The following is a 21,408-nucleotide window of genomic DNA, read 5'->3' on the forward strand; positions in this document are numbered from 1 at the left end:
CCTTTTGATGGAGAGTGACAGATAGAGCTTGTCTAGTTGAAGTAATAGGGCACAAAGATGTCGCTGGCCTGGTGGCCCACGGAGCGCACCCATTCGCGGGAGAAGCGCTCGCCTATGCGTTTGAAGTCGGTGTCCAGGTCGGTGGAGATGCGCTCCACCTTGATGCCGTTGGCCTGCAGTTCCTTGGTCGATGTCTGGGCGATGGATTCGCTGGCGATCCAGCCGCGGCTCTCCGCGTCGGCCGCGGCCTTGAGCACGGCGGCGCGCGCCTCGGGCGCCAGCGCATCAAAACTCTTGGTGCTGACGAAGACAATGTTTTTGGGGTACCAGGCACTGATCTCGTAGTAGTACTTGATGGGGCCCCAGACCTTGTTCTCCACACCGGTCACGGCCGAGGTGATCATGGCGTCCAGGCGCCCGCTCTTAACAGCCTTGTCCACATCCACCATGGCCACATCCACGGGCGTGGCGCCCAGCATCTCGGCGATGCGCACCGTAGTCTGGTTGTAGGTGCGCATCTTCATGTGCTTGAAATCGCTAACCGAGTTGACCGGCCGTGTGGTGTACAGGCCCTGGGGTGGCCAGGGCACGGCGTACAGGATCTTCAGGCCGCGCTGCGCGAATTCGCGCTCCATGCCGGGGCGCTGCAGCTGCCACAGGCGCTGTGCCCGCTGGTAGGAGCCCACGACGAAGGGCACCGAGTCCGCACCCGCAATGGGTATGTCCTTGACCATGCTGGTCATGATGGTCTCGCCCGCCTCCACCTTGCCGTCCTGCACGGCCTGGCGGATGTCGCCCAGCTTGAACAGGCTGCCGTTGGGCGCCACATCCACACGCAGTTGCCGGTTGGTCGCCGCCTCGACCGCATGGCCAAACTGCATAAGGTTTTCGGTGTGGAAGGACTCGGCGCGGTAGCCGGTTGCAAACCTCCATACCACCGCGTTTGGGGTTTGCGCTTGCAGTGTGGAGGCGTAGCTCATCCCTGCCGCGCACAGCGCAGCGATCCAAATGGTTTTCATGGCGTGCTCCTGCAGTGGCCGGGCCTAGAGGCCCAGATACGCTTTCTTGATGTGCTCGTCATGCAGCAGGGTCTGCCCGGCCCCCTCCATGACAATGCGGCCCGTCTGGATGACGTAGCCATAGTGCGCAATGTTCAGCGCCTTTTGCAGGTTCTGTTCGACCAGCAAAATAGAAACGCCCTTGGCGTTGACCTGCTGGATGACGTCCAGCACCTTGGTTACAAACTTGGGTGCGATACCCCATGAGGGCTCGTCCAGCATCAAGAGCTTGGGCTTGGCCATCAGGCCGCGGGCAATGGCCAGCATCTGCTGTTCGCCACCGCTCATGGTGCCGGCCAGTTGCGTGGCGCGCTCCTTCAAGATGGGGAACAGGCCCAGCATCTCGTCGATGCTGCTGGCCACTTCGTGCTTGTCCTTGCGGGTGAAGGCACCCAGCTCCAGGTTGCGCAGCACCGTCAGGCGCGGGAACAGGCGGCGGCCCTCGGGCACCAGCGACAGGCCCAGCGGCACCCGCTTGTCGGCCGCAATGCCTTGGATGGGTGCACCGTTGAAATGGATGCTACCGGCCGCAGCGGGGTTCAGCCCGGCCACCGCGCGCAGCGTCGTGGATTTGCCATTGCCGTTGCCACCAACCAGGGCCACGATCTTGCCGGTAGCCACCTTCAGCGAGACATCGGAGATGGCCAGCACGTCGTCGTAGCAGACCTTGAGGTTCTTGATTTCCAACATGTTCTCAATCTCCCAGGTAGGCGGTGATGACGGTGGGGTCATTCGACACCTGTTGCGGCGTGCCCTCGGCGATCTTGACACCACGGTCCAGCACCACGATCTTGTCGGCGATGGGCATGATGCCCTCCAGCACGTGCTCCACGATCAGGCAGGCCGTTCCGCGGTCGCGTATCTTCAGCACCACGTCCACCGCTTCGCGTACTTCAGAGGGGTTCAGGCCCGCCATCACCTCGTCCATCAGCAAGATGCTGGGCTCAATGGCCATGGCGCGGGCGACAGCCAGGCGGCGCTGCTCGCTGATGGTCATGCTGCCGGCTGGCTTGTCGGCGAACTGTTTCAAATTCACAAAGCCCAGCCATTCCATGGCCGACACACGGGCTTTGGCCACGTTGTGCTGGCGCAAGAGCGCACCGGTCATGACGTTCTCACAGGCCGTCATGCTGGTGAAGGTACGGGCGACCTGGAAGGTGCGGCCCACGCCGGCCCGGGCGCAGGCCTCGGGCGGCAGGCCGGCAATATTGCGGCCATTCAGCAGGATGCTGCCAGCCGTGGGGGCGAAGAAGCCCGCCACGCAGTTGAACATCGTGGTCTTGCCGGCGCCGTTGGGGCCGATCAAACCGACGACCTGGGCCTTGTCCACGGTGAATGACACGTCCTGGTTGGCGGTCAGCCCGCCGAACTGTTTGCTGACGCTGTTGACTTGTAGCAAGCTCATGCCGCCTCTCCCTTTTGTGGCTGCTGTGTGGCTGCATGCGCAGCCAACTGCCGTGATGCATCGGCGCGTGCCTGGCTGCGTTCCTTGAAGCTGCGCACCCAGCCCAGCAGGCCCGTGGGGTAGAAGACCGCGATCACAATGATCAGGCTCGCATAGATGATCACATCAGTGCCACGGCCGGTACCGCCAAACAGGATGCGGGTGAACTCCTCAATGCTGGTCAGCACCACGGAGCCCACGACGGGACCCAACAGCGTGCCCACACCACCCAGGATGGCGACCAGGGCCATCTTGATGGACAGCGCGGTGGACAGCACCGAGTTGGGGTCTATGTACAGCTCCTTCTGCGCATACAGGCTGCCACCCAGGGCGGAGAAGAAGGCACTCACCGACAAGGCAACCTGCTTGTAGCGGGCGATGTTGACGCCCACGCTGCGTGCGGCATCGGGCTCATCCTTGATCGCGCGGAAGTAGTAGCCCAGATAGCTGCGCTCGATCCACAGATTGGCCGCCAGGGTGATCAGCAGCAGGCCCAGGGCCAGCCAGTAGTAGGGCAGCTTGGTGGCAAAGTTCATCCACAGCCAACCCTGCTGGTCCATGGGCACATACAGGCCCACCGCGGTGCCACCGTATTCCCATTCGGTGAAGAAAATCTGCACCAGCTCGGCCACGGCGATGGTGGCCATCGCGAAGTAGTGGCCCTTGAGCCTAAAGCACGACCAGCCAAAGCCCAGACTCAACAGCGCGGCCACGGAGCCACCGGCCAGCACGCCGATCCAGGGGTTGATGCCGAACTTGATCAGCAAGAGAGTCGAGGTGTAGGCGCCCAGACCGACAAAGGCCGCATGCCCCAGCGACACCTGGCCGGCATAGCCGCCCACGATGTTCCAGGCCACGCCCAGTTGGGCGGCCATCAGCACCAGAATGACCATGTTGAGGTGGGACGTATCCAGTACCATGGGCAGCACCAGGGCCAGGGCGCCGGCTGCGATTGCGAAGAGAGTGTTTTTCATGTTCTTTGCTCCGGATTCAGGCCTTGCCCATCAGCCCTTGGGGACGGAACATCAGCACGCCCAGGAACATCACCAACACGATGGCCGTCTTGTACTGGGGCCCCAGCAACAGGCCGCCCATGACTTCGATCACGCCGACGATGATGCCGGCCCAGAACGCACCGGTGACGCTACCAAAGCCACCCAGGTTGACGACCACAAAGGCCAGCAAGATGAAGTTGGCGCCGACATCCGGGAAGATGGGGAAGAAGGTGGACAGCAGCACACCGGCCGCACCGGCACAGGCGGCACCAATGCCCCAGGCCAGCGAAAACATCTTGTGCGAATCAATGCCCATCAGGCGGGCGGCTTCCTTGTCGGATGCTGTGGCTTCCAGCGCAGCGCCCAGGCGGGTCTTGTTCAGGAAAAAGTAGATCAGCCCGGTGACCAGGATGGCACCGATACCGGCCACTAACTGGGGCATGCCGACCTGGATATCAAACAGTTTGACGGTGCCGCTCACGGCGGAGTTTTCGATGGAGCGGAAGTCAGGCTTCCACAGGAACTGGGCCACGCCGCGCAGCAGGATCATGATGCCAAAGGTTGTGAAGATCTGCGACAGCATGGGCGCCTGCATGATGCGCACAATGACCAGCTTGTACAGCAGTACACCAAAGGCAAACAGCATCAGCACGGTCAGCGGCAGCGTCAGCATCGGGTCCAGCGCGTACAGCGAGAACAGCCAGAAGCTGGAGTACATGCCCAGCATCAGGAACTCGCCATGGGCGAAGTTCACAATGTCCATGACCCCGAAAATCATGGTCAGGCCGATGGCAACCAACGCGTAAATCAAGCCAATCAGCACACCCGAGGCGAGTGTCTGCAACAGAATTTCGGTAGTCATGGTATTTCTCGGATCATTTCTCTGTGATCAAGCCTGTCTTACTTGCGCTGATCCCACTTCGGCATGGGCCACACCACATCTTTCGCAGCCATGTTGAAGGGCCACACGGTGTTGTACTTGCCGTCGATGATCTGCACCAGGATGCCGCGGCCCAGCGTGTTCTGGCCGGTGGCGTCAAACTTCACACCCTTCCACGGCATGATCAGGTTGTCGGCGCGGATATTGGTTTCGGTCAGCGCCTTGCGGATGGCTTCGGGCTCGGTGGAGCCGGCACGGTTGACCGCATCGGCCATGACCATCAGCCCCGTGAAGGTGCGCGAGCTGTTGCCAGTGAAGTTGATCTTGTACTTTGCGTTGTACAAGTCGTTGACCTGCTTGATCAGCGGGTTGCGTGCCGCCAGGTCCAGTGCCCAGACTTCACGGGTGATGATGTACTCGGCATCCTTGCCCAGCGTCTTGATGAAGTCGGTGTCGGTGAAGCCGGCGTTATTGGCCAGAATCATGTCCGGCAGAAAGCCCAGTTCCTTGTAGGTCTTGATGGACATGATGGCGTCCGCCGTGTACGACGACTGCAGCAGCAGGTTGGGGTTGGCCGCCTTCAGGGTTTGCACTTCCGAGGTGAGCTGCGTGGTCTTGGCCGCGTACGACACCTGCTTCACGATGTTCTGGCCAAACTCTGCCGCCAATTTGGTTTGCAGCTTGGTGGTCTCGGAACCCCACAAACCGTTTTCATTCAACGACGCAACGGTCTTGGGCTTTATGCCTTTCTTGGCCTCCAGCTCCTTCAGGAATTCAAACGCGTTGTGCACAAACAGATCGTCATGCGGTGTGGTGCGGAAGAACCATTTGAAGTTGCGCTGCGTCAGCGAAGCCGAGGACGACTCGGGGTTCAGGAAGGGAATGCCCGCGCGCTCAGCCACCTGGCTGGCGGTGGCGGTGACCGCGCTGTTGTAGGCCCCGACGATGGCGACCACTTTTTCTTGCGTGATCAAGCGCTCGGCTTCGGTCGCACCAATCTGCGGATTGGCCTGGTGGTCGGCAAAGACCAGCTTGATCTTGGCGCCCTTCAGGTTGGGCAGGCCCTTGCCGGCGGAGAACGGCAGGTCGGCAATGCCGGGTGCTCCGTTGTTGATGACGTCGGCCGCCAGTTCCAGCGCATTGCGCAGTTCGGCGCCCACGGCGGCACCCGGGCCGGTCAATGGGTAGATCACACCGATCTTCACTTCTTGCTGGGCCTGCACGCCCCAGCTGAGGCCCACGCCCACCGCGACGGCGGCCATCTTGATCCATAGCAGTTTCTTCATTTCTGTTCTCCTCGATTGAAAATAATTAGGGCTATTTGCGCACTACCGTACCAACACTTAAAAAGACGCCAACTGCTGGTTCAGCAGATCGGTGATCAACATCGCGCCCGGTGCGTGCGTGATGCAGAAAACGGGGCGGGCTTGGGCCAACGCCGCCTGGGGCGTGACACCGCAGGCCCAGAACACGGGCAGCTCATCAGCCATCACCTCGACCGCGTCCCCATAGTCGGGCTTGGCCAGGTCGCGAATACCGATCAGAGCCGGATCGCCCAGGTGCACCGGTGCGCCATGCACATTCGGAAAGCGCGAGGTGACCTGCACAGCGCGGATGGCGGCTGCCGCCTTCATGGGTCGCATCGACACGACCATGGGGCCGCTGAACACGCCGGCCGCATGGGTCTGGATATTGGTGCGGTACATGGCCACATTGCGGCCCTGCTGGATATGGCGCAGTGGCAGACCGGCTTCGAGCAAGGCCTGCTCGAACGAGAACGAGCAGCCCAGCACAAAGGTCACCAGGTCGTTGCGCCACAGCTTGGTAATGTCAGTGGGCTCATCGACCACATTGCCGTGGTGCCACACGCGGTAGCGCGGCAGGTCGGTGCAGATGTTGACGTCGGCACCCAGGCTAGGCAGCAGCGGATTGCCGGGCTCGGATACGGCCAACAGTGGGCAGGGCTTGGGGTTGCGTTGGCAGTAGCGCAGAAAGTCGGTCGCCATCACTTCGGGCAGTATGACCACATTGCCTTGCACATGGTCGCTAGCCAGGCCGCTGGTGTGTGAATGCCAGTCACCGCTGCGGATGTGCTTGCGCACCTGCTGCGCGTTTTTGGCCTCTTCAGCGCTGAAGACCGATGCGATGGATTGCGACACAGTACTCACTTGAAATCCTCAAATCACATGTCAATTGCATGACGATGGGCGGATTGTGGAAGCGCAAACCGTGTTTCGCAAATTCAAAATTTTTTGCTACTGGCATCGATTTTTTCGATGACTAGGGTTTACCCTTTGGAATTGTTTTTGCCGCCCGTTTTGGTGCGCGGCTTGCACCATCGACGAAGGCGATGGCCGACTTGACGACGGTCTCCACCGCCTGCGACGTGGGGTCGGTGCGGTAGCTGGCGTGTATGGGCAGGGCTTGCAATTTGGCATCGCAACTCAGCGGCTTCAGGCTGGCAAAGCCGGTCAGGCGCTGCACCGCCACGCGTGGCAACAGAGCCACACCAAAGCCCCCTTGCACCAACTGCACCATGGCCGATATCGACGAGATGGCATGCACCCTTTTGGGCTCCAACTGGTGTTGACGGAACAGGTCGAGCAGCGTGACATGGGGCTGCGAGCCCTTTTGGAAGGTCAGCAACTCCATTTCGGCCAATTCATCAAGCCGATATTTGCGCTTTTTATGCAAAGTCGGGTTGCCGACAAAGGCCATTTCCATCGTCGGCAGCGCGCGGTTGCGCACACCGTCGGCCGATGCCGGCATAGCCGCAAACACCAGATCCAGCGCACCGTGGCGGATATGGTCCATCAGAATGGGCGTGGTTTCCACCGTCAGGTCCAGCTCCAGGCCGGGCTGGTCGCGGCGCAGTTTTTCCAGCCACGGTATCAGCCAGGAGTGCAGCACCGACTCGATGGCCCCTATGCGCATGGACACGGCCATGGGTGCGTCCGAGCCCATCTCGGTCTTGACCTCGCGCTGCAGCTCCAGCAGCTTTTGGGCATAGACCAGGAAGCGCACGCCGGCCGTGGTCAGCTTGAACTGCTTGTCGCGCCGGTCCAGCAGCAACACGCCCAGTTCCTCTTCCAGCGTGGCGATGCGGCTGGACATGGCCGATTGGGTCAAGAACAATTTGTCGGCCGCACGCGAGATGCTCTTCAGCGATGCGACCCAATAAAAGGCTTCCACAAAACGCAGGTTCATGGCCCATTATGATTTGCAGCTAACCGATCCACCACCCAAAAGCGAGAACACACCACCATGCTGGCCGTCATTGCAATCAGTCTGGGCGCCAGTGCTGGCGCGTTGGCACGCTGGGGCCTAGGTCTGTGGCTAAGCCCGGGTGGGGTCATACCCTGGGGCACACTGGCGGCCAACCTGGTTGGTGGCTACCTGATCGGCATTTGCGTGGCCGTATTCCAGGCCATGCCCCAGCTAGACCCGGTGTGGCGGCTTGCCTTGGTCACCGGCTTCCTGGGTGGGCTGACCACTTTCTCCAGCTTCAGTGCCGAGGTGGTGACCATGCTGCTGGAGCAGCGCTATGCGCTGGCGCTGGGCACAGCCGGTGTGCACGTGGCGGGCTCGCTGCTGCTGACCGTGGCCGGCATCTGGACGGCCAACCATTGGCTGGCCAGCGCATAGCCATCTACGCCGTACGGACTTGGTCCGCACAGGCGCTTAGGGCACACTAAGACACTATGTCATTCCTCAAACGACTGCTGCGCGGTCTCTTCCACCTCACGGTAGGGCCAGCACTGGCCCTGGTATTGATTTTTGAGGAATGGGGTTGGGAGCCGCTGCAGCGCCTGATGGCGCGCCTGGCCCGCCTACCGCTGTGGGCGCGCATGGAAGCGTTCATCGTGCGCCTGCCGCCCTACCTGGCTCTGGCGGTCTTCTTTGTGCCAGCGCTGCTGCTGTTGCCGATCAAGCTGCTGGCCCTGTACTGGATCAGCCGCGGCCATGCGTTGATGGGTCTGGCCGTGGTGTTGGCTGCCAAGATGCTAGGAACGGCGGCGGTGGCGCGCCTGTTTGCACTCACCCAACCCGCGTTGATGCGCCTGGCCTGGTTTGCCCGGCTCTACAACCGCTGGAAGCCCTGGAAAGACGGGCTCATTGCCCGCTTGAAGGCATCCGTCACCTGGCGGACGATGGCGGCATCGGTGCGCGCCATGACTCAATCATTGCGCGCCCTGCGCGATTGGTTCCGCGACCTGATTCGCTCCAAATAAGGCGGGCTATGCCAGCTACTGTGCGCTAGAGCACAGTATTCCCGCACGCTTGGGGTCAGCATGCAGCTTTTGGAGAACGCCATGAGCCGCACCTACACCATCGCCGTCTTCGTGGGCAGCCTGCGCCGCGATTCTTTCAACCGCAAACTGGCCCATGCCATGGCGCTGCTGGCGCCTACGGATTTCACGTTTGAGCAGTCCCAGATTGACGATCTGCCGCTGTACAACCAGGATGGGGACACTGATCCCGCGCCCTGCGTGCAGCGGCTGAAGGCGGAGATCAGCAAGGCACAAGGCCTGCTGTTCGTAACGCCGGAGTACAACCGCTCCATTCCCGGTGTGCTGAAGAACGCCATCGACCATGCTTCGCGCCCCTATGGCCACAGCGCCTGGGCCGGCAAGCCGGCCGGTGTGCTGGGCGTGTCGGTCGGGGCCGCGGGCACGGCCATGGCGCAACAACACCTGCGCAATGTGCTGGCCTATCTGGACGTGCCCACGCTGGGGCAGCCCGAAGCCTTCATCCAGGCCAAGGACAATCTGTTCGACACCAGCGGGCGCATAGGTGAAAGCAGCCGTGCCTTCCTGCAGAGCTGGATGGACCGCTATGTGGACTGGATCAAGCAGCACGCGCTGCGCTAGCAAGCCGGCCACCATGAACGACGCACACACTGTGCCCATGACCGCACTACGGGTGCTGGAATCCCGCTGGACCACGTTCGTGGTCTCGCTGCTGGTCGTGGTGCTGCTGGCTGTTTTCTACCGTGTTGTCCACGGCGCCACGCAGGCCGGCGCGCTGCGCCAGCAAGCCTTGGCCCAACACGCAACGGCGATTGCACGCTGCAAAGCCCTGCCCCAATGGAGCGATAGCAGCGCCTGCCTACGGCAACTGAAAGAGCATCCTTCTGAAACGCTGGCGGCTAGCGCCACCGCGCCAAACCTATTGGTGGCCCAATAGGTTTTCAAAGAATCAGCCTCTAGCCCCCTGTGCATATTGATGGTTCAGCTATCAAATGCAGAGCAAAGCGCATACAACCCTATCCACCACCCTGCTGCTTCTTGTCAGCCGGCACCGACTGCTCCTGCGCAGCCTTGATACGTGGCGGCGGTGCAAACGGCGGCGGAAAGCCCACAAAGGCCAGTACAAAAAGCACCGGCAACAGCAGATAAAAGAGAGGCCGCCGCCAGTTGAGCTTGATGTTCATCTTCACCATCGTGCCCCACACCTGAGGGCGTTGACGGGCATTGCAAGGCACGCAATACTGGGTACTGCCGCGATCAACCCCTTATCGGGGCATGTCGTATTCCAGCTTCTCGATCTTGCCGCGCCAATAGGGCCAGCGGCCACCCGGTGCCGACCACGCCACTTCGGCCTCCAGGGGCACCAACATGCCGCCTAGCGTGTGGTAGTGGGACAGCCGCACCTCCCACGGCATGGGCACCATGGCGCCATCGAGCCAAGCGCTGCGCTCGGTGCTGCTGATGCGCTCCACCAGGCCATTGGCGTCGAAACTGAACAGCAGTGTGACGGTCAATGGGCCATCGCTGAAGCGGGCTTGTGCCGAGTGCGCATCAACTGCCTGCCACTGCATGCCCTGGCTGGGTAGCAGCACCGTGGGGTACCACACACTCTCGGCAACGTAGCGGATCAACTCGCTGCGCGCCATATCGGGATCACCGGCCTTGCTGCCCCCAAAGTCCAGCAAGCCAAACAACGAGGGCTGCAGACTGCCCGCACCGGCTGCATAGGTGTCGATAGCGCGCACGCTGATCCCGGGTAGGATGTCGACCGAGGCATCCCACACAAAGCCGGGCCGCTGCGTCGTCACCCGTTGCCGCGCCGTGAAGGGATTCCAGCGTGGGGCCTGCGGATCGCTACTGCGGTTGAAGCTGCCGGTCTGCTCCAAGTACAGCCCGCGCACCATGGGCTGGTAAGGGTTAAGCACCAGAGACAGGTAACGGCCCACCACGGGCGGCAGGGCTTTCAATTCATCGTCCTCGTAGCGCTGGGCGCGGGCGGGGGGGGATGCGGCTTCCAGCGCCTGCAAATGCGCATCCACGCGCCGGGCCCAACGGCCATTGGCCCCCACGCCCAGCAGGATGGCCAGTATCACGGTGGCTGCCACCCCACGCGCGGCCCACTTCATCACCACCCACTTGCGGTTGGGCTGGTCGGGCGCGTAGCTGGGGACTACATAGTCACCCAGCACCTGGGGGGCGCTCTGCTGGGGAGGCTGTGGCTTGGCTTCGTCGGTTGGCATGGGGGCGTGAGGTCGAGAACAAGGAAGACGTGCTCTCGATAATACCCAGAGCCCATTCCCGCGGCCACAGACCCTGCGCGCGCCGCTGATGTTGCCGCAGAAATGCGCGGCACCTACACCATGGTCTGCGGTCGCACCCAGGCGTCGAAGTCCGCGGCGCTGACCGTTCCCAAAGTCACCGCGGCGTCGCGCAAAGACGTGCCATGCTGGTGCGCGTATTTCGCGATCTCCGCCGCCTTGTCGTAGCCAATATGGGGATTCAACGCGGTCACCAGCATCAGTGAGCGGTCAACCAGTTCGGCAATGCGTGCGCGGTCCGGCTCCAGACCCTGAGCGCAGTGGTGGTCGAAGCTGGCCATGGCATCGGACAGCAGGCGCACGCTTTGCAAAAAGTTGTGGATGATCAGCGGCTTGAACACATTGAGTTCGAAGTTGCCCATGGCGCCACCTATGGCCAGCGCGACATCGTTGCCCATGACCTGGCAGCACACCATGGTCAGCGCCTCGCATTGTGTGGGGTTGACTTTGCCCGGCATGATGGAGCTGCCGGGTTCGTTCTCCGGGATGCGCAGTTCACCCAGACCACCGCGTGGCCCGCTGGCCAGCCAACGCACATCGTTGGCAATCTTCATCAGTGCAACGGCCAGGGTCTTCAAGGCCCCATGGGCATGGACCAGACCATCGTGCGCGGCCAGGGCGGCAAAGCGGTTGTCGGCGCAGCGCAGCGCCAGCCCCGATTCCCTGGCCAGGCGTGCAGCCACGCGGGCGCCGAACTCCGGGTGCGTATTGAGGCCCGTCCCCACTGCGGTGCCGCCCACCGCCAGCTCCAGCAGCGCATCCAGGCTGCGCTCGATAGCCTCTTGGCCCTGCACCAGTTGCGCCACCCAGCCAGACATCTCCTGGCCCAGCGTGATCGGCGTGGCGTCTTGCAAATGCGTGCGTCCCATCTTGACCACCGTCGCAAAGGCGTCGGCCTTGGTGATCAGCGTAGTCTGCAGCGCGATAAGGCTTGGCAGCACGTTCTGGGTCAGGCCTGCCAATGCGGCCAGGTGCATGGCGGTGGGAAAGATGTCGTTGGACGACTGCCCCATGTTGACATGGTCATTGGGGTGTACCAGGCGCCCCATGCCGCGCGGGCCGCCCAAAATCTCGGAGGCGCGGTTGGCCAGCACCTCGTTCATGTTCATATTGGTTTGGGTGCCGGAACCGGTCTGCCAGATTGACAGTGGGAAGGCGTCGGCGTGCTTCTCCGCCAGCACCTCCTCGGCGGCCTGCACAACCGCGTCTGCAATGCGTCCGTCCAGCAGCCCCAGTTCCCGGTTCACCTGGGCGGCCGCGCGTTTGGTGCGGGCCAGTGCGTACAACAAGGCCCGTGGCATGCGCTCGGTCGAAATGGCAAAGTGTTGTAGCGAACGCTGGGTCTGCGCGCCCCATAGGACGTCGCTGGCCACGGCGATATCGCCCATGGAATCGTGCTCAATGCGGTGCGGGTGCGGAGTCTTCATGGCGGCCTGCCTCCTGGCGCTACCGCCCTGCCAAACATGCGGGCAGGGGTGCGGTGGTCATTCCGATTGTGGCAAATCTTCCAGCAGGTCGGCAAGCTCGTCAGCGTGTTCTTCTTCCACTGCGAGTATGGTCTTGAGCATGTCGCTGGTGGTGGGGTCGTCGTGGCCCAGGTAGCGGATCATGTCCCGGTAACTGTTGATGGCGATGCGCTCGGCCACCAGGTCTTCACGGATCATGTCCACCAGTGTCTTGCCGGCCACATACTGCGCGTGGCTGCGGCCAGACAGGTTGTCCGGCGCCAGATCAGGTGCCCCGCCCAGTTGCACGATGCGCGCCGCCAGCAGGTCGGCGTGTCCCATTTCCTCGTTGGAATGGGCCAGAAACTCGGCAGCAATGCCACGGGCATGGATGCCGCGCGCCATGAAGTAGTGGCGGCGGTAGCGCAGCACGCACACCCACTCGGTGGCCAGCGCCTCATTCAACAGCTTGAGTACCGTGGCACGGTCCGCGCGGTAGTCGGCGGTCACCGCACCTTGGTCCAGGTGCGCGCGGGCATCGCGGCGCAGGGTTTCAACGGGGGTCAGGTCAGCTGTCTTTTGCATAGTGTTCTCGCCGAGTTGGTGTGCGGAAAAGGGTTGGAGGCGAAGCGAGGTGCCGCCCCGGCGCCAAGGGCTTCGCTGGCCAGCATGGCCGTGGAGGCGCTGGGCGCAGCGGTGCCGGGCCACATCATCCATTGGGCATCTGTGGCTATGTCACGCGGCAGCACGCAGGACCGCACGCTGTCCAGCGTGAACTGGGTGGCAAAGCGAAATTCCACCCAGCCCACGTCCTTGGACCAAAAGCCGGCGCCATCGCGCTCGGCCAAGGTGCTCGCCGAGTACAGGACAAAGCGCATGTCACGAGGGGTCTGGGTATTCATGGGGGCATGCTAGAAAATGCGCGCAAAACCGTCCGTGCGCTTGCATACGCAAGCTTGTTTTTCCGAGGGAACGCAAGGGTAAACACCAAGACGGCGTGTCAGGTTTTTCACAGGCATTTCAGGCACCATTGGCGCTCTGCATGTGACGGGGATGACCGTGCATGCCAAATGCAATTTGATGGATGGAGGTTTGCAGTGGCAGGACTATTGAAACTCGCGCTGGGCATGGACTGGATCAGCAAAAAATTCGGGGTGCTGGCATCCTGGACGGTGCTGTTGGCCGCTTTGATCAGCGCACTCAACGCCTTTGTGCGCTATGGCTTGGGCTGGACCTCCAACGCCTACATCGAGGTGCAGTGGTACCTGTTTGCCTACACCGTGATGGTGGGCGCCCCCATTGTGCTCAAGCTCAACGAGCATGTACGCGTGGACCTGGTCTACGGCAAGCTCAAAGGCAAAGGGCCGGTGTATGTGGACCTGTTCGGCCTGATCGTGTTCCTGCTGCCCGCAGCCGGCACGCTGCTCTACCTCTCGGTGCCCTACTTCCTCAACTCCTACACCATGCATGAGATGTCGGAAAACGCGGGCGGCCTGATCCGTTGGCCCGTGGTGCTGGCCATGCCCCTGGGCTTTGCCATGATGTTCTTGCAAGGCCTGTCCGAGGTCATCAAGCGCATTGGCTACCTGATGGGCCAGTACGAGATGGACACGCATTACGAGAAGCCCCTGCAATAAGCAGGCACGCAATCAGAGACTCAGGAACACAACACTATGCAATTGGAAAATTTTCCTCCCGTCATGTTTGCGGGCATGATCATCATCATGCTGATCGGCTTCCCGGTCGCATTCTCGCTAGCGGCCCTGGGCTTGGCCAGCGCGGCCTATGCCATCAATATGGGCTGGTTTCCATCGGCCTTCATGGGCAATCTGCCGATATCGATTTTTTCGATTCTGAACAACGATTTGTTGTTGGCCATTCCCTTCTTCACCTTCATGGGCACGATCCTGGAGAAGTGCGGTCTGGCCGAAGACATGCTGGACTCCATGGGTCAGCTCTTTGGTCCACGCCGCGGCGGCATTGGCTACTCGGTCATCATCGTGGGCTTCATCCTGGGCGCGATCACCGGCACGGTGGCGGGCCAGGTGATCGCCATGGCGCTGATCTCTCTGCCGGTGATGATGAAGTACAACTACAACATGCGCTATGCCACCGGCGTGCTGGCGGCATCAGGCACGATCACGCAACTGGTGCCCCCCTCTTTGGTGCTGGTGGTGCTGGCCGACCAGTTGGGCAAGCCCGTCGGCGATATGTACAAGGGCGCATGGGGCCCGTCCATCCTGCAAGTGGCAATGTTCGCGCTGTACACCTTCTTCCTGACGCGTGCGCGCCCCGACTACCTGCCCGCCATTCCTGTGACCGAGCGCACCCTGAACGGCTGGCCACTGTGGCGCAAGTGCCTCAAAGGCATCATCCCCTCGGCCGTGCTGATCTTCACGGTGCTGGGTTCCATGGGCGGCCTGCCCTTCCAGGACTCGGCCGTGGCCACCCCCACCGAAGCCGGTGCCATGGGCGTGGTGGGTGCGATGATTTTGGCCGCCATGTCCAAGCGCCTGACCAAGGCACTGCTGTGGGAAGCCATGAGCGGCACCATGCGCCTGACCGCCATGGTGGTGTTCATCCTGATCGGCTCACGCGTGTTCAGCCAGGTCTTCCAGGGTGTGGACGGCTCCAAGTGGGTGGAGCATTTGCTGACTGGCCTGCCCGGTGGACAGGTGGGCTTCCTGGTGGTGGTCAACGTGTTCGTGTTCTTCCTGGCCTTCTTCCTGGATTTCTTTGAGATCGCGTTCATCATCGTGCCCATGCTGGCACCCGTGGCCGCCAAGCTGGGTATCGACCTGGTGTGGTTTGGCGTGCTGCTGTGCGTGAACCTGCAAACCAGTTTCATGCACCCACCGTTTGGTTTTGCGTTGTTCTACCTGCGCGGCATTGCCGACACGCTGTTCAAGGACAAACGCATTCCCGTGCCGGTGAAATCCAACGACATCTACCTGGGCGCCCTGCCCTGGGTGGCGATGCAGATCATCCTGGTCGTGGTCGTGATCTTCCTGCCCCAGTCCGTCACCGTGTTCCTGGACAAGGAAGTGGTCGTCGATGTGGACAAGGTCAAGATCGACATGCCCACCGACGAGAGCAGCAACGCCCCAGCCCCAGCAGCCAGCGACGCCAAGCCTGCAGAGGGCGCGTCCGCCCCCGACGCTGCTGCTGCCCCCGCCAAGACCGAAGCTGCCAGCAAGGCCGCCGCCGACAAGGAAGCGGACGAAGAACAGAAGCGCATCGACGAGCTGTTCAAGAAATAGCAAATGGCTGAACCGCCGAAGTGACGCGCACGGTACTTCGGCCAGCCCCTGCCCCACCACCTGATCGTGTGTGGGGTATTTTTTTGCCAGAGGCCCCTATGACCACTTCAACCGACAACACACCGGCATCCGCAGCATTGCCAGCCGCCTTTACTTTCGAACCCACGGGCGGTGTGGTGCGCAGCCCAGCCTATTCGCCAGCCTTCAAGTGCATGGCGGTGGTCATCGTGACAGCGGCCGTGCTGTGGGGTGTGCAGCTGTGGAGCAGCGGCCAACTGGCACCCACATTGCAGTCCAGCGGCTGGCTGGTGGCGGCCCTGGCCATGATGGTCTATACCGAATGGCACATCTTGCGCGGCACCACCACGCTGGACGGCACGGCGCTGCAGCAGACTTGGGTATCGCACAAAAAGGTGGCCATTGGCGACCTGGCCTATGCCCGGTTGATGCGGGTGCGGGGCCTGGATTGGTTGATTGCACCGCGCCTGTACACCCGCACCTTCTCGAACAAGCTGACGGTGTTTTACGCGGCCTCGCCGCAGATGTTGCTGGAGTTTGAACGTCTGGCCAGCGCGCTGCAGGCGGCGCGTGAGCGGCGTTGATGGTGGTCACTCAGTGATCGGCATTGGGCACCTGGGTCTCTGGTTAACGAGGCCGGGTTTAAACAGCCAAACCGCTGGATAGCCGAATATCCGGACTCCCCACTCCCCCAACCCCTCGCCCCCGTCGGGCGAGGGGAGCCTTTAACAGCCGATTAGGTTACGTCGCGCCGGCTAAGGCGCTACTGGCGATGCGGCGCGGTACTTACTGGTACACCACGGCCCTGGCGCTGCGGTTGGAGTAAACGGCTGCCACTTGGGTGCACCCACACTGGCCGCTGCGCGCGCCAGCGGCTCCACGCCACCGTACACGAGGTCTCTAGGACAGTTGGTTCAAAGCCTATGTGCGCCAACCTGCAACGCAACCTCACTGCCGTAATGCCACAGCCGGAGCACAGAAGCAAAATCGGCTGTTGAAGGCTCCCTCTCGCCCGACGGGGGCGAGAGGGCGGGGGGAGAGTGGGGAGTCCGGCTATTTGGCTCTTTGGTTGTCAAAAAAAGCGAGGCCAGTCACCTAAAAAACCATGCCCCAGAAACAAAAAACCGCGCCGAGGCGCGGTCTTCTAATGCAACAAGCTGAATGGATTACAGCTTTTGCGACTGCATGAAGCGGTCGAAGGTGGCTTCGGTGAAGCGGAACCACAGGTTGGAATCGGCGCGGAACTTGGAGTAGTCGGCGTAAATCTTCTTCCAGTCTTCGTTCTTCTGGTTCAGCTCTTCGTACAGGGCCATGGCTTCCTTGAAGGCGGCTTCCATGACTTCCTTGGGGAACTGGCGCAGCTTGGTGCCGGAGCCGACCAACTGCTTCAGTGCCGCGGGGTTCTTGGCATCGTACTTGGCCTGCATGTCGGTGTGGGCATAGGCCGCAGCGTTTTGCACGATGGACTTGAACTCGGGCGACAGCGCGTCGTAGGCCTTCTGGTTGACGAACAGGTCCAACTGGGGACCGCCTTCCCACCAGCCGGGGTAGTAGTAGAACGGAGCAACCTTGTTGAAGCCCAGCTTCTGGTCATCGTAAGGGCCGACCCATTCGCAGGCGTCGATCGTGCCCTTTTCCAGCGCGGTGTAGATTTCGCCGCCAGGAATGTTTTGCGGGATCACGCCCAGGCGTTCGATGGCCTTGCCGGGGAAGCCGCCGGTACGGAACTTCAGGCCCTTCAGGTCCTGGACCGTCTTGATTTCCTTGCGGAACCAGCCGCCCATTTGCGCACCGGTGTTGCCCATGGGAAAGTTGATCATGCTGTACTTGGCATAGAACTCGCGCATCAGCGTCAAGCCATTGCCTTGGTACATCCAGGCTGTCATCTGGCGGCTGTTCAGACCGAAGGGGATGGCACAGCCCAGGGCGAATGCCTCGTTCTTGCCGAAGAAGTAGTAGGGCGCTGTGTGCGCGCATTCCACCGAACCCTGTTGCACGGCATCGACCACACCCAGCGCGGGGGAGATTTCACCCGCAGCGTGGACCGAGATTTCGAACTTGCCGCCCGACAATTCCTTGACGTGCTTGGCAAAGGTTTCGGCTGCGCCAAAGATGGTGTCCAAGGCCTTGGGGAAACTCGATGACAGGCGCCAGCGCACAGCCGCTTGCGCATGCACGGCTGGCGCGACACCTGCAGCCAACACACCGGCCATGCCAGCGTTTTTAATAATCGAACGACGATCCATTCCGTGTACTCCAAAAGAGGTTTGAAACAATCTCGCCGGCCAGCCAATACCGCCCAGCAAGGACTGCTATGAGTCACTGCGCATTGTAGGAACCGGTATTACCCCAACCCTGGGGGTTTTCCCTCGATAACAGCCCTGAAAAAGGGCTCTTCAGGATTCTGAAAGGATTGAAACGCGAGTGCTTGTTTTGGCACTCGCGCACACCGTAGACCGGTGCGTAGGAGCGGGTGGAGCCTTGCTTGATCAGGCCGCTCGCACGATGGGCGCCAACAGCGCTGCGAAGCGGCGCGCGATGGACGCCTGTATGCCGGCGGCGTCCAGACCTTGCAGGGTCAAGAGGCGTGCAGGGTCGCCGTGTTCGATGAATTGGTCTTTCAGGCCCAGTTGCAGCACGGGCAACTCCACCCCGGCGGCGTGCAAGGCCTCCAGCACGGCACTGCCGGCGCCACCCATCACACAGCCCTCTTCCACCGTCACCAGGGCATCGTGGCTGCGGGCAACCTGCAGTAGCAGTTCGGTATCCAGCGGCTTGGCCCAGCGCATATTGACCACCGTGGCGTTCAAGGCGTTGGCCGCCTCCAGCGCGGGGTACAGCAGCGTGCCAAAGGCCAGGATGGCAATGCCCTTGCCGGTGCGGCGCACTTCTCCCTTGCCGAATGGCAGGGTCTCCAGACCCGCCTGCACGGCTACGCCCGCACCGGCACCGCGGGGGTAACGCACCGCGATGGGGTGGTTTTGCGCAAAGGCCGTGCTCAGCAACTGGTGGCATTCGTTCTCATCGGCCGGGCAGGCCACGCTGACATTGGGAATGCAACGCAGGTAGGCGATGTCGTAGGCGCCGGCATGGGTCGCACCATCGGCACCGACCAGGCCTGCACGGTCCAGTGCGAACACCACCGGCAGGTTTTGGATGGCGATGTCGTGCACCAACTGGTCGTAACCGCGCTGCAGGAATGTGGAATAGATCGCCACCACGGGCTTGAGGCCTTCGGTGGCCAAACCGCCGGCGAAAGTGACGGCGTGCTGCTCGGCAATGCCGACATCGAAATAGCGTTCGGGGAAGCGCTGTTCGAACTCCACCATGCCCGAGCCCTCGCGCATGGCAGGAGTGATGCCGACCAGACGCGGATCGGCCTCGGCCATGGCGCACAGCCAGTTGCCAAACACCTGGGTGAAGCTTTGCTTGGGTGCCACTGCGGGCTTTTGCAAACCCACGCTGGGGTCGAACTTGCCGGGGCCATGGTAGGCCACCGGGTCGGCCTCGGCCAGCTTGTAGCCCTGGCCCTTCTTGGTGACCACGTGCAGGAATTGCGGACCCTTGAGCTGGCGGATGTTTTCCAGCGTGGGGATCAGCGAATCCAGATCATGGCCATCGATGGGGCCGATGTAGTTGAAGCCGAATTTCTCGAACAGCGTAGCCGGAACGACCATGCCCTTGGCATGCTCTTCCAGGCGCTTGGCCAGCTCAAACAATGGCGGCGCACCCTTAAGCACGGACTTGCCGGCATTCTTGGCCGCTGCGTAGAAACGGCCGCTCATCAACTGCGCGAGGTAGCGGTTCAACGCACCCACGGGCGGGCTGATGCTCATGTCGTTGTCATTCAAGATGACCAACAGGTTGCAATCGGACACGCCCGCGTTGTTCAAGGCTTCAAAGGCCATGCCGGCCGTCATGGCACCGTCGCCAATGACGGCGATGGCATGGCGGTCTTCGCCCTGTATGCGCGCGGCCAGGGCCATGCCCAGCGCAGCGGAGATGGAGGTGCTGGAGTGCGCCGTGCCAAAGGTGTCGTATTCGCTTTCGGCGCGCTGCGGGAAGCCGCTCAACCCGCCCAATTGGCGCAGCGTGTCCATGCGGTCGCGGCGACCGGTCAGTATCTTGTGCGGGTAGGTCTGGTGGCCCACGTCCCAGACGATGCGATCCCGCGGTGTGTTGTAGACATAGTGCAGGGCCACGGTCAGCTCCACCGTGCCCAGGTTGGAACTGAGGTGTCCACCGGTCTTGGCCACACTGTCGAGCAAATAGGCGCGCAGCTCATCACTCAACTCACGCAGTTGCGCACGCGGCACCTCGCGCAGGTCGGCAGGATCGTTGATAGTCTGCAACAGGGGATACTTGGTTTTTGACATATGCTATCTTTTTAGTAGCTGCTTACGCATATTTTTCGAGGGCTAGCGGCCATTTTTATATATGACACCTGCCGTCAATGGGCCCGGTTCACGACCATATCGGCCAAGGCGCGCAGCGCCTCGGTGTGGGGCAGGCCACTACTGTCCAGCGCCTGCAAGGCCTGCTCCAGCAACTGCTGGGCATAAGCTTGGCTGGCCTGCAGGCCCATCAGCGAGACATAGGTGGGCTTGTTGTTGTCGGCATCCTTGCCGGCGGTCTTGCCCAGCGTTGTGGAATCGGCGGTGACATCCAGTATGTCGTCCACGACTTGGAACGCCAGCCCCATGGCGGCGCCATAGGACTGCAAAGACGCCAGTGCCTGGGCCGTGGCCACGCCGCAATGGGCACCCATCACGACGCTGGCTTGCAGCAGCGCACCGGTCTTGAGCTCGTGCATCTGGCGCAACTGCGTTTCGTTCAACGGCAGGCCCACGCTGGCCAGGTCAATGGCCTGGCCGCCTGCCATACCGGCGCTACCGGCGGCGCGGGCCAGCAAGGCGCACAAGCGGGCCTGGGTGGCCGGCTGCACCGTGCCGTCTTGCGGGGTCAACAATTCAAATGCCAAGGCCTGCAAAGCATCACCGGCCAGCAAGGCGCTGGCTTGGCCAAACTGCACATGCACAGTGGGCTTGCCCCGGCGCAGCACATCGTTGTCCATGCAGGGCATGTCGTCATGCACCAGGGAATAGGCGTGGATCAACTCCACGGCGCAGGCGGCGCGCAGGGCCGCCTCGTACATGGCGTCGCCTTGTACGGAGCTGGCGCTCTCGCACACGGCCTCATGCGCCGCAAGCACCAGCAAGGGGCGCAGACGTTTGCCGCCATCGAGCACGGCATAGCGCATGGCCTCAACCAACTGGGCGGGGGCGCCATGGCTCAGGCCTTGGGGCACATCGGCAGTGACCCAGCGGTCCAGCGCCTGCTCGACCTGCTGCAGACGGGCGCGGCTCCAGGCGTCCAGATCGAAGCCGGTACGCGCCGGTGCAGCGGGTTGGCGGGCTGGTGGGGCCAAGGTATCGGTGGTCATCATCGCGCTCATTGTGGCTTCCATACCTTGAGCATGCCTTCATCCAGCACCTTGATCTGGTCTTCCACCGCCTGCAGCTTGTCGCGGCACAGCTGCAGCAACTGGGCGCCACGCTGGTAGCCCGACAGCAATTGATCCAGCGGCATGGTGCCAGACTCCAATTGGCCGACCAGTTGCTCCAACTCCTGCAGCGCGGCTTCGTAGGTGGCTGGCACGGGGCTGCTGGAGGTGGCGTCAACGGTCGTGTCGGATTTGGCGGGGGCCTTGGGCATGGGCGGCTTGGGAGGAGGAGTGGAA

At 62.1% G+C, this 21,408-nt stretch carries 24 protein-coding genes; 7 read left to right on the plus strand and 17 right to left on the minus strand.

Going from position 1 to position 21,408, the window contains the following annotated elements:
• Positions 1 to 32 precede the first annotated feature (32 nt).
• The 8 genes from AC07OO_RS09805 to AC07OO_RS09840 form a co-directional block, all read right to left on the minus strand.
• Positions 33 to 1,019 (minus strand): TRAP transporter substrate-binding protein, encoded by a 987-nt coding sequence (locus AC07OO_RS09805; protein WP_495081917.1) that lies wholly within the window; start codon positions 1,017 to 1,019, stop codon positions 33 to 35.
• A gap of 24 nt (positions 1,020 to 1,043) precedes the next feature.
• Positions 1,044 to 1,748, minus strand: coding sequence for an ABC transporter ATP-binding protein (locus AC07OO_RS09810; RefSeq protein WP_495081918.1), 705 nt, complete (start codon positions 1,746 to 1,748; stop codon positions 1,044 to 1,046).
• Positions 1,749 to 1,752: 4 nt separating this feature from the next.
• Positions 1,753 to 2,463 carry an ABC transporter ATP-binding protein gene (locus AC07OO_RS09815; protein ID WP_495081919.1) on the minus strand — a complete coding sequence of 237 codons (711 nt, stop codon included), beginning with the start codon at positions 2,461 to 2,463 and terminating at the stop codon, positions 1,753 to 1,755.
• On the minus strand, positions 2,460 to 3,476 hold the full coding sequence (locus AC07OO_RS09820; RefSeq protein WP_495081920.1) for a branched-chain amino acid ABC transporter permease: 1,017 nt from the start codon (positions 3,474 to 3,476) through the stop codon (positions 2,460 to 2,462). The genes AC07OO_RS09815 and AC07OO_RS09820 overlap by 4 nt, the downstream gene beginning before the upstream one ends.
• Before the next feature lie 16 nt (positions 3,477 to 3,492).
• Positions 3,493 to 4,359, minus strand: a complete 867-nt coding sequence (locus tag AC07OO_RS09825) for a branched-chain amino acid ABC transporter permease (RefSeq protein WP_495081921.1) — start codon at positions 4,357 to 4,359, stop codon at positions 3,493 to 3,495.
• Between the two features lie 38 nt (positions 4,360 to 4,397).
• The gene (locus AC07OO_RS09830) at positions 4,398 to 5,663 is read right to left on the minus strand and encodes an ABC transporter substrate-binding protein (RefSeq protein WP_495081922.1); all 1,266 of its coding nucleotides are present in this window, start codon (positions 5,661 to 5,663) and stop codon (positions 4,398 to 4,400) included.
• A gap of 57 nt (positions 5,664 to 5,720) precedes the next feature.
• On the minus strand, positions 5,721 to 6,545 hold the full coding sequence (locus AC07OO_RS09835; protein WP_495081923.1) for a putative hydro-lyase: 825 nt from the start codon (positions 6,543 to 6,545) through the stop codon (positions 5,721 to 5,723).
• A gap of 112 nt (positions 6,546 to 6,657) precedes the next feature.
• Positions 6,658 to 7,584 (minus strand): LysR family transcriptional regulator, encoded by a 927-nt coding sequence (locus tag AC07OO_RS09840; protein WP_495081924.1) that lies wholly within the window; start codon positions 7,582 to 7,584, stop codon positions 6,658 to 6,660.
• Between the two features lie 57 nt (positions 7,585 to 7,641).
• Here AC07OO_RS09840 and crcB point away from each other — a divergent pair, with 57 nt between their 5' ends.
• The 4 genes from crcB (at position 7,642) to AC07OO_RS09860 (ending at position 9,564) form a co-directional block, all read left to right on the plus strand.
• Positions 7,642 to 8,022, plus strand: a complete 381-nt coding sequence (crcB, locus tag AC07OO_RS09845) for a fluoride efflux transporter CrcB (RefSeq protein ID WP_495081925.1) — start codon at positions 7,642 to 7,644, stop codon at positions 8,020 to 8,022.
• Positions 8,023 to 8,078: 56 nt separating this feature from the next.
• Positions 8,079 to 8,609 carry a hypothetical protein gene (locus tag AC07OO_RS09850; protein WP_495081926.1) on the plus strand — a complete coding sequence of 177 codons (531 nt, stop codon included), beginning with the start codon at positions 8,079 to 8,081 and terminating at the stop codon, positions 8,607 to 8,609.
• A gap of 81 nt (positions 8,610 to 8,690) precedes the next feature.
• Positions 8,691 to 9,248 carry an NADPH-dependent FMN reductase gene (locus tag AC07OO_RS09855; RefSeq protein WP_495081927.1) on the plus strand — a complete coding sequence of 186 codons (558 nt, stop codon included), beginning with the start codon at positions 8,691 to 8,693 and terminating at the stop codon, positions 9,246 to 9,248.
• 13 nt (positions 9,249 to 9,261) lie between these two features.
• The gene (locus AC07OO_RS09860; RefSeq protein ID WP_495081928.1) at positions 9,262 to 9,564 is read left to right on the plus strand and encodes a hypothetical protein; all 303 of its coding nucleotides are present in this window, start codon (positions 9,262 to 9,264) and stop codon (positions 9,562 to 9,564) included.
• A gap of 79 nt (positions 9,565 to 9,643) precedes the next feature.
• Here AC07OO_RS09860 and AC07OO_RS09865 read toward each other — a convergent pair whose 3' ends face one another.
• From AC07OO_RS09865 to AC07OO_RS09885, 5 genes are all read right to left on the minus strand, one after another.
• The gene (locus AC07OO_RS09865) at positions 9,644 to 9,820 is read right to left on the minus strand and encodes a hypothetical protein (protein WP_495081929.1); all 177 of its coding nucleotides are present in this window, start codon (positions 9,818 to 9,820) and stop codon (positions 9,644 to 9,646) included.
• Positions 9,821 to 9,892: 72 nt separating this feature from the next.
• Positions 9,893 to 10,867: a DUF6920 family protein gene (locus AC07OO_RS09870; RefSeq protein WP_495081930.1), complete on the minus strand. Its 975-nt coding sequence runs from the start codon at positions 10,865 to 10,867 to the stop codon at positions 9,893 to 9,895.
• 113 nt (positions 10,868 to 10,980) lie between these two features.
• Complete coding sequence (fumC, locus tag AC07OO_RS09875) at positions 10,981 to 12,372, minus strand: class II fumarate hydratase (RefSeq protein ID WP_495081931.1); 1,392 nt, start codon at positions 12,370 to 12,372, stop codon at positions 10,981 to 10,983.
• A 57-nt stretch (positions 12,373 to 12,429) separates the two neighbouring features.
• Positions 12,430 to 12,975 carry a ferritin-like domain-containing protein gene (locus AC07OO_RS09880; RefSeq protein ID WP_495081932.1) on the minus strand — a complete coding sequence of 182 codons (546 nt, stop codon included), beginning with the start codon at positions 12,973 to 12,975 and terminating at the stop codon, positions 12,430 to 12,432.
• The gene (locus AC07OO_RS09885; RefSeq protein WP_495081933.1) at positions 12,954 to 13,292 is read right to left on the minus strand and encodes a hypothetical protein; all 339 of its coding nucleotides are present in this window, start codon (positions 13,290 to 13,292) and stop codon (positions 12,954 to 12,956) included. The genes AC07OO_RS09880 and AC07OO_RS09885 overlap by 22 nt, the downstream gene beginning before the upstream one ends.
• 195 nt (positions 13,293 to 13,487) lie before the next feature.
• On the opposite strand from AC07OO_RS09885, the gene AC07OO_RS09890 reads away from it, so the two are divergent.
• The 3 genes from AC07OO_RS09890 (at position 13,488) to AC07OO_RS09900 (ending at position 16,252) form a co-directional block, all read left to right on the plus strand.
• Complete coding sequence (locus tag AC07OO_RS09890; protein WP_495081934.1) at positions 13,488 to 14,027, plus strand: TRAP transporter small permease subunit; 540 nt, start codon at positions 13,488 to 13,490, stop codon at positions 14,025 to 14,027.
• A 36-nt stretch (positions 14,028 to 14,063) separates the two neighbouring features.
• On the plus strand, positions 14,064 to 15,650 hold the full coding sequence (locus AC07OO_RS09895) for a TRAP transporter large permease (protein WP_495081935.1): 1,587 nt from the start codon (positions 14,064 to 14,066) through the stop codon (positions 15,648 to 15,650).
• A 98-nt stretch (positions 15,651 to 15,748) separates the two neighbouring features.
• Positions 15,749 to 16,252 carry a hypothetical protein gene (locus AC07OO_RS09900; protein ID WP_495081936.1) on the plus strand — a complete coding sequence of 168 codons (504 nt, stop codon included), beginning with the start codon at positions 15,749 to 15,751 and terminating at the stop codon, positions 16,250 to 16,252.
• Between the two features lie 582 nt (positions 16,253 to 16,834).
• Here AC07OO_RS09900 and AC07OO_RS09905 read toward each other — a convergent pair.
• The 4 genes from AC07OO_RS09905 to xseB form a co-directional block, all read right to left on the minus strand.
• On the minus strand, positions 16,835 to 17,914 hold the full coding sequence (locus AC07OO_RS09905) for a TRAP transporter substrate-binding protein (RefSeq protein ID WP_495081937.1): 1,080 nt from the start codon (positions 17,912 to 17,914) through the stop codon (positions 16,835 to 16,837).
• A gap of 243 nt (positions 17,915 to 18,157) precedes the next feature.
• Positions 18,158 to 20,044, minus strand: a complete 1,887-nt coding sequence (dxs, locus tag AC07OO_RS09910; RefSeq protein WP_495081938.1) for a 1-deoxy-D-xylulose-5-phosphate synthase — start codon at positions 20,042 to 20,044, stop codon at positions 18,158 to 18,160.
• Between the two features lie 74 nt (positions 20,045 to 20,118).
• Positions 20,119 to 21,111 (minus strand): polyprenyl synthetase family protein, encoded by a 993-nt coding sequence (locus AC07OO_RS09915; protein WP_495081939.1) that lies wholly within the window; start codon positions 21,109 to 21,111, stop codon positions 20,119 to 20,121.
• An 8-nt stretch (positions 21,112 to 21,119) separates the two neighbouring features.
• On the minus strand, positions 21,120 to 21,383 hold the full coding sequence (gene xseB, locus AC07OO_RS09920; RefSeq protein ID WP_495081940.1) for an exodeoxyribonuclease VII small subunit: 264 nt from the start codon (positions 21,381 to 21,383) through the stop codon (positions 21,120 to 21,122).
• Positions 21,384 to 21,408 lie beyond the last annotated feature (25 nt).

The sequence above is a fragment of the Rhodoferax sp. GW821-FHT07G04 genome (assembly GCF_059418585.1).

Bases quoted from the DNA above. Each gene is read 5' to 3' on its own strand.
- AC07OO_RS09855 (WP_495081927.1), top strand. From the start codon at position 8,691: ATGAGCCGCACCTACACCATCGCCGTCTTCGTGGGCAGCCTGCGCCGC.
- AC07OO_RS09865 (WP_495081929.1), bottom strand. From the start codon at position 9,820: ATGGTGAAGATGAACATCAAGCTCAACTGGCGGCGGCCTCTCTTTTAT.
- AC07OO_RS09880 (WP_495081932.1), bottom strand. From the start codon at position 12,975: ATGCAAAAGACAGCTGACCTGACCCCCGTTGAAACCCTGCGCCGCGAT.
- dxs (WP_495081938.1), bottom strand. From the start codon at position 20,044: ATGTCAAAAACCAAGTATCCCCTGTTGCAGACTATCAACGATCCTGCC.
- AC07OO_RS09815 (WP_495081919.1), bottom strand. From the start codon at position 2,463: ATGAGCTTGCTACAAGTCAACAGCGTCAGCAAACAGTTCGGCGGGCTG.
- AC07OO_RS09915 (WP_495081939.1), bottom strand. From the start codon at position 21,111: ATGACCACCGATACCTTGGCCCCACCAGCCCGCCAACCCGCTGCACCG.
- AC07OO_RS09805 (WP_495081917.1), bottom strand. From the start codon at position 1,019: ATGAAAACCATTTGGATCGCTGCGCTGTGCGCGGCAGGGATGAGCTAC.
- AC07OO_RS09840 (WP_495081924.1), bottom strand. From the start codon at position 7,584: ATGAACCTGCGTTTTGTGGAAGCCTTTTATTGGGTCGCATCGCTGAAG.
- AC07OO_RS09900 (WP_495081936.1), top strand. From the start codon at position 15,749: ATGACCACTTCAACCGACAACACACCGGCATCCGCAGCATTGCCAGCC.
- AC07OO_RS09870 (WP_495081930.1), bottom strand. From the start codon at position 10,867: ATGCCAACCGACGAAGCCAAGCCACAGCCTCCCCAGCAGAGCGCCCCC.
- AC07OO_RS09820 (WP_495081920.1), bottom strand. From the start codon at position 3,476: ATGAAAAACACTCTCTTCGCAATCGCAGCCGGCGCCCTGGCCCTGGTG.
- AC07OO_RS09860 (WP_495081928.1), top strand. From the start codon at position 9,262: ATGAACGACGCACACACTGTGCCCATGACCGCACTACGGGTGCTGGAA.
- xseB (WP_495081940.1), bottom strand. From the start codon at position 21,383: ATGCCCAAGGCCCCCGCCAAATCCGACACGACCGTTGACGCCACCTCC.
- AC07OO_RS09885 (WP_495081933.1), bottom strand. From the start codon at position 13,292: ATGAATACCCAGACCCCTCGTGACATGCGCTTTGTCCTGTACTCGGCG.
- AC07OO_RS09830 (WP_495081922.1), bottom strand. From the start codon at position 5,663: ATGAAGAAACTGCTATGGATCAAGATGGCCGCCGTCGCGGTGGGCGTG.
- fumC (WP_495081931.1), bottom strand. From the start codon at position 12,372: ATGAAGACTCCGCACCCGCACCGCATTGAGCACGATTCCATGGGCGAT.
- AC07OO_RS09850 (WP_495081926.1), top strand. From the start codon at position 8,079: ATGTCATTCCTCAAACGACTGCTGCGCGGTCTCTTCCACCTCACGGTA.
- AC07OO_RS09905 (WP_495081937.1), bottom strand. From the start codon at position 17,914: ATGGATCGTCGTTCGATTATTAAAAACGCTGGCATGGCCGGTGTGTTG.
- AC07OO_RS09810 (WP_495081918.1), bottom strand. From the start codon at position 1,748: ATGTTGGAAATCAAGAACCTCAAGGTCTGCTACGACGACGTGCTGGCC.
- crcB (WP_495081925.1), top strand. From the start codon at position 7,642: ATGCTGGCCGTCATTGCAATCAGTCTGGGCGCCAGTGCTGGCGCGTTG.
- AC07OO_RS09825 (WP_495081921.1), bottom strand. From the start codon at position 4,359: ATGACTACCGAAATTCTGTTGCAGACACTCGCCTCGGGTGTGCTGATT.
- AC07OO_RS09895 (WP_495081935.1), top strand. From the start codon at position 14,064: ATGCAATTGGAAAATTTTCCTCCCGTCATGTTTGCGGGCATGATCATC.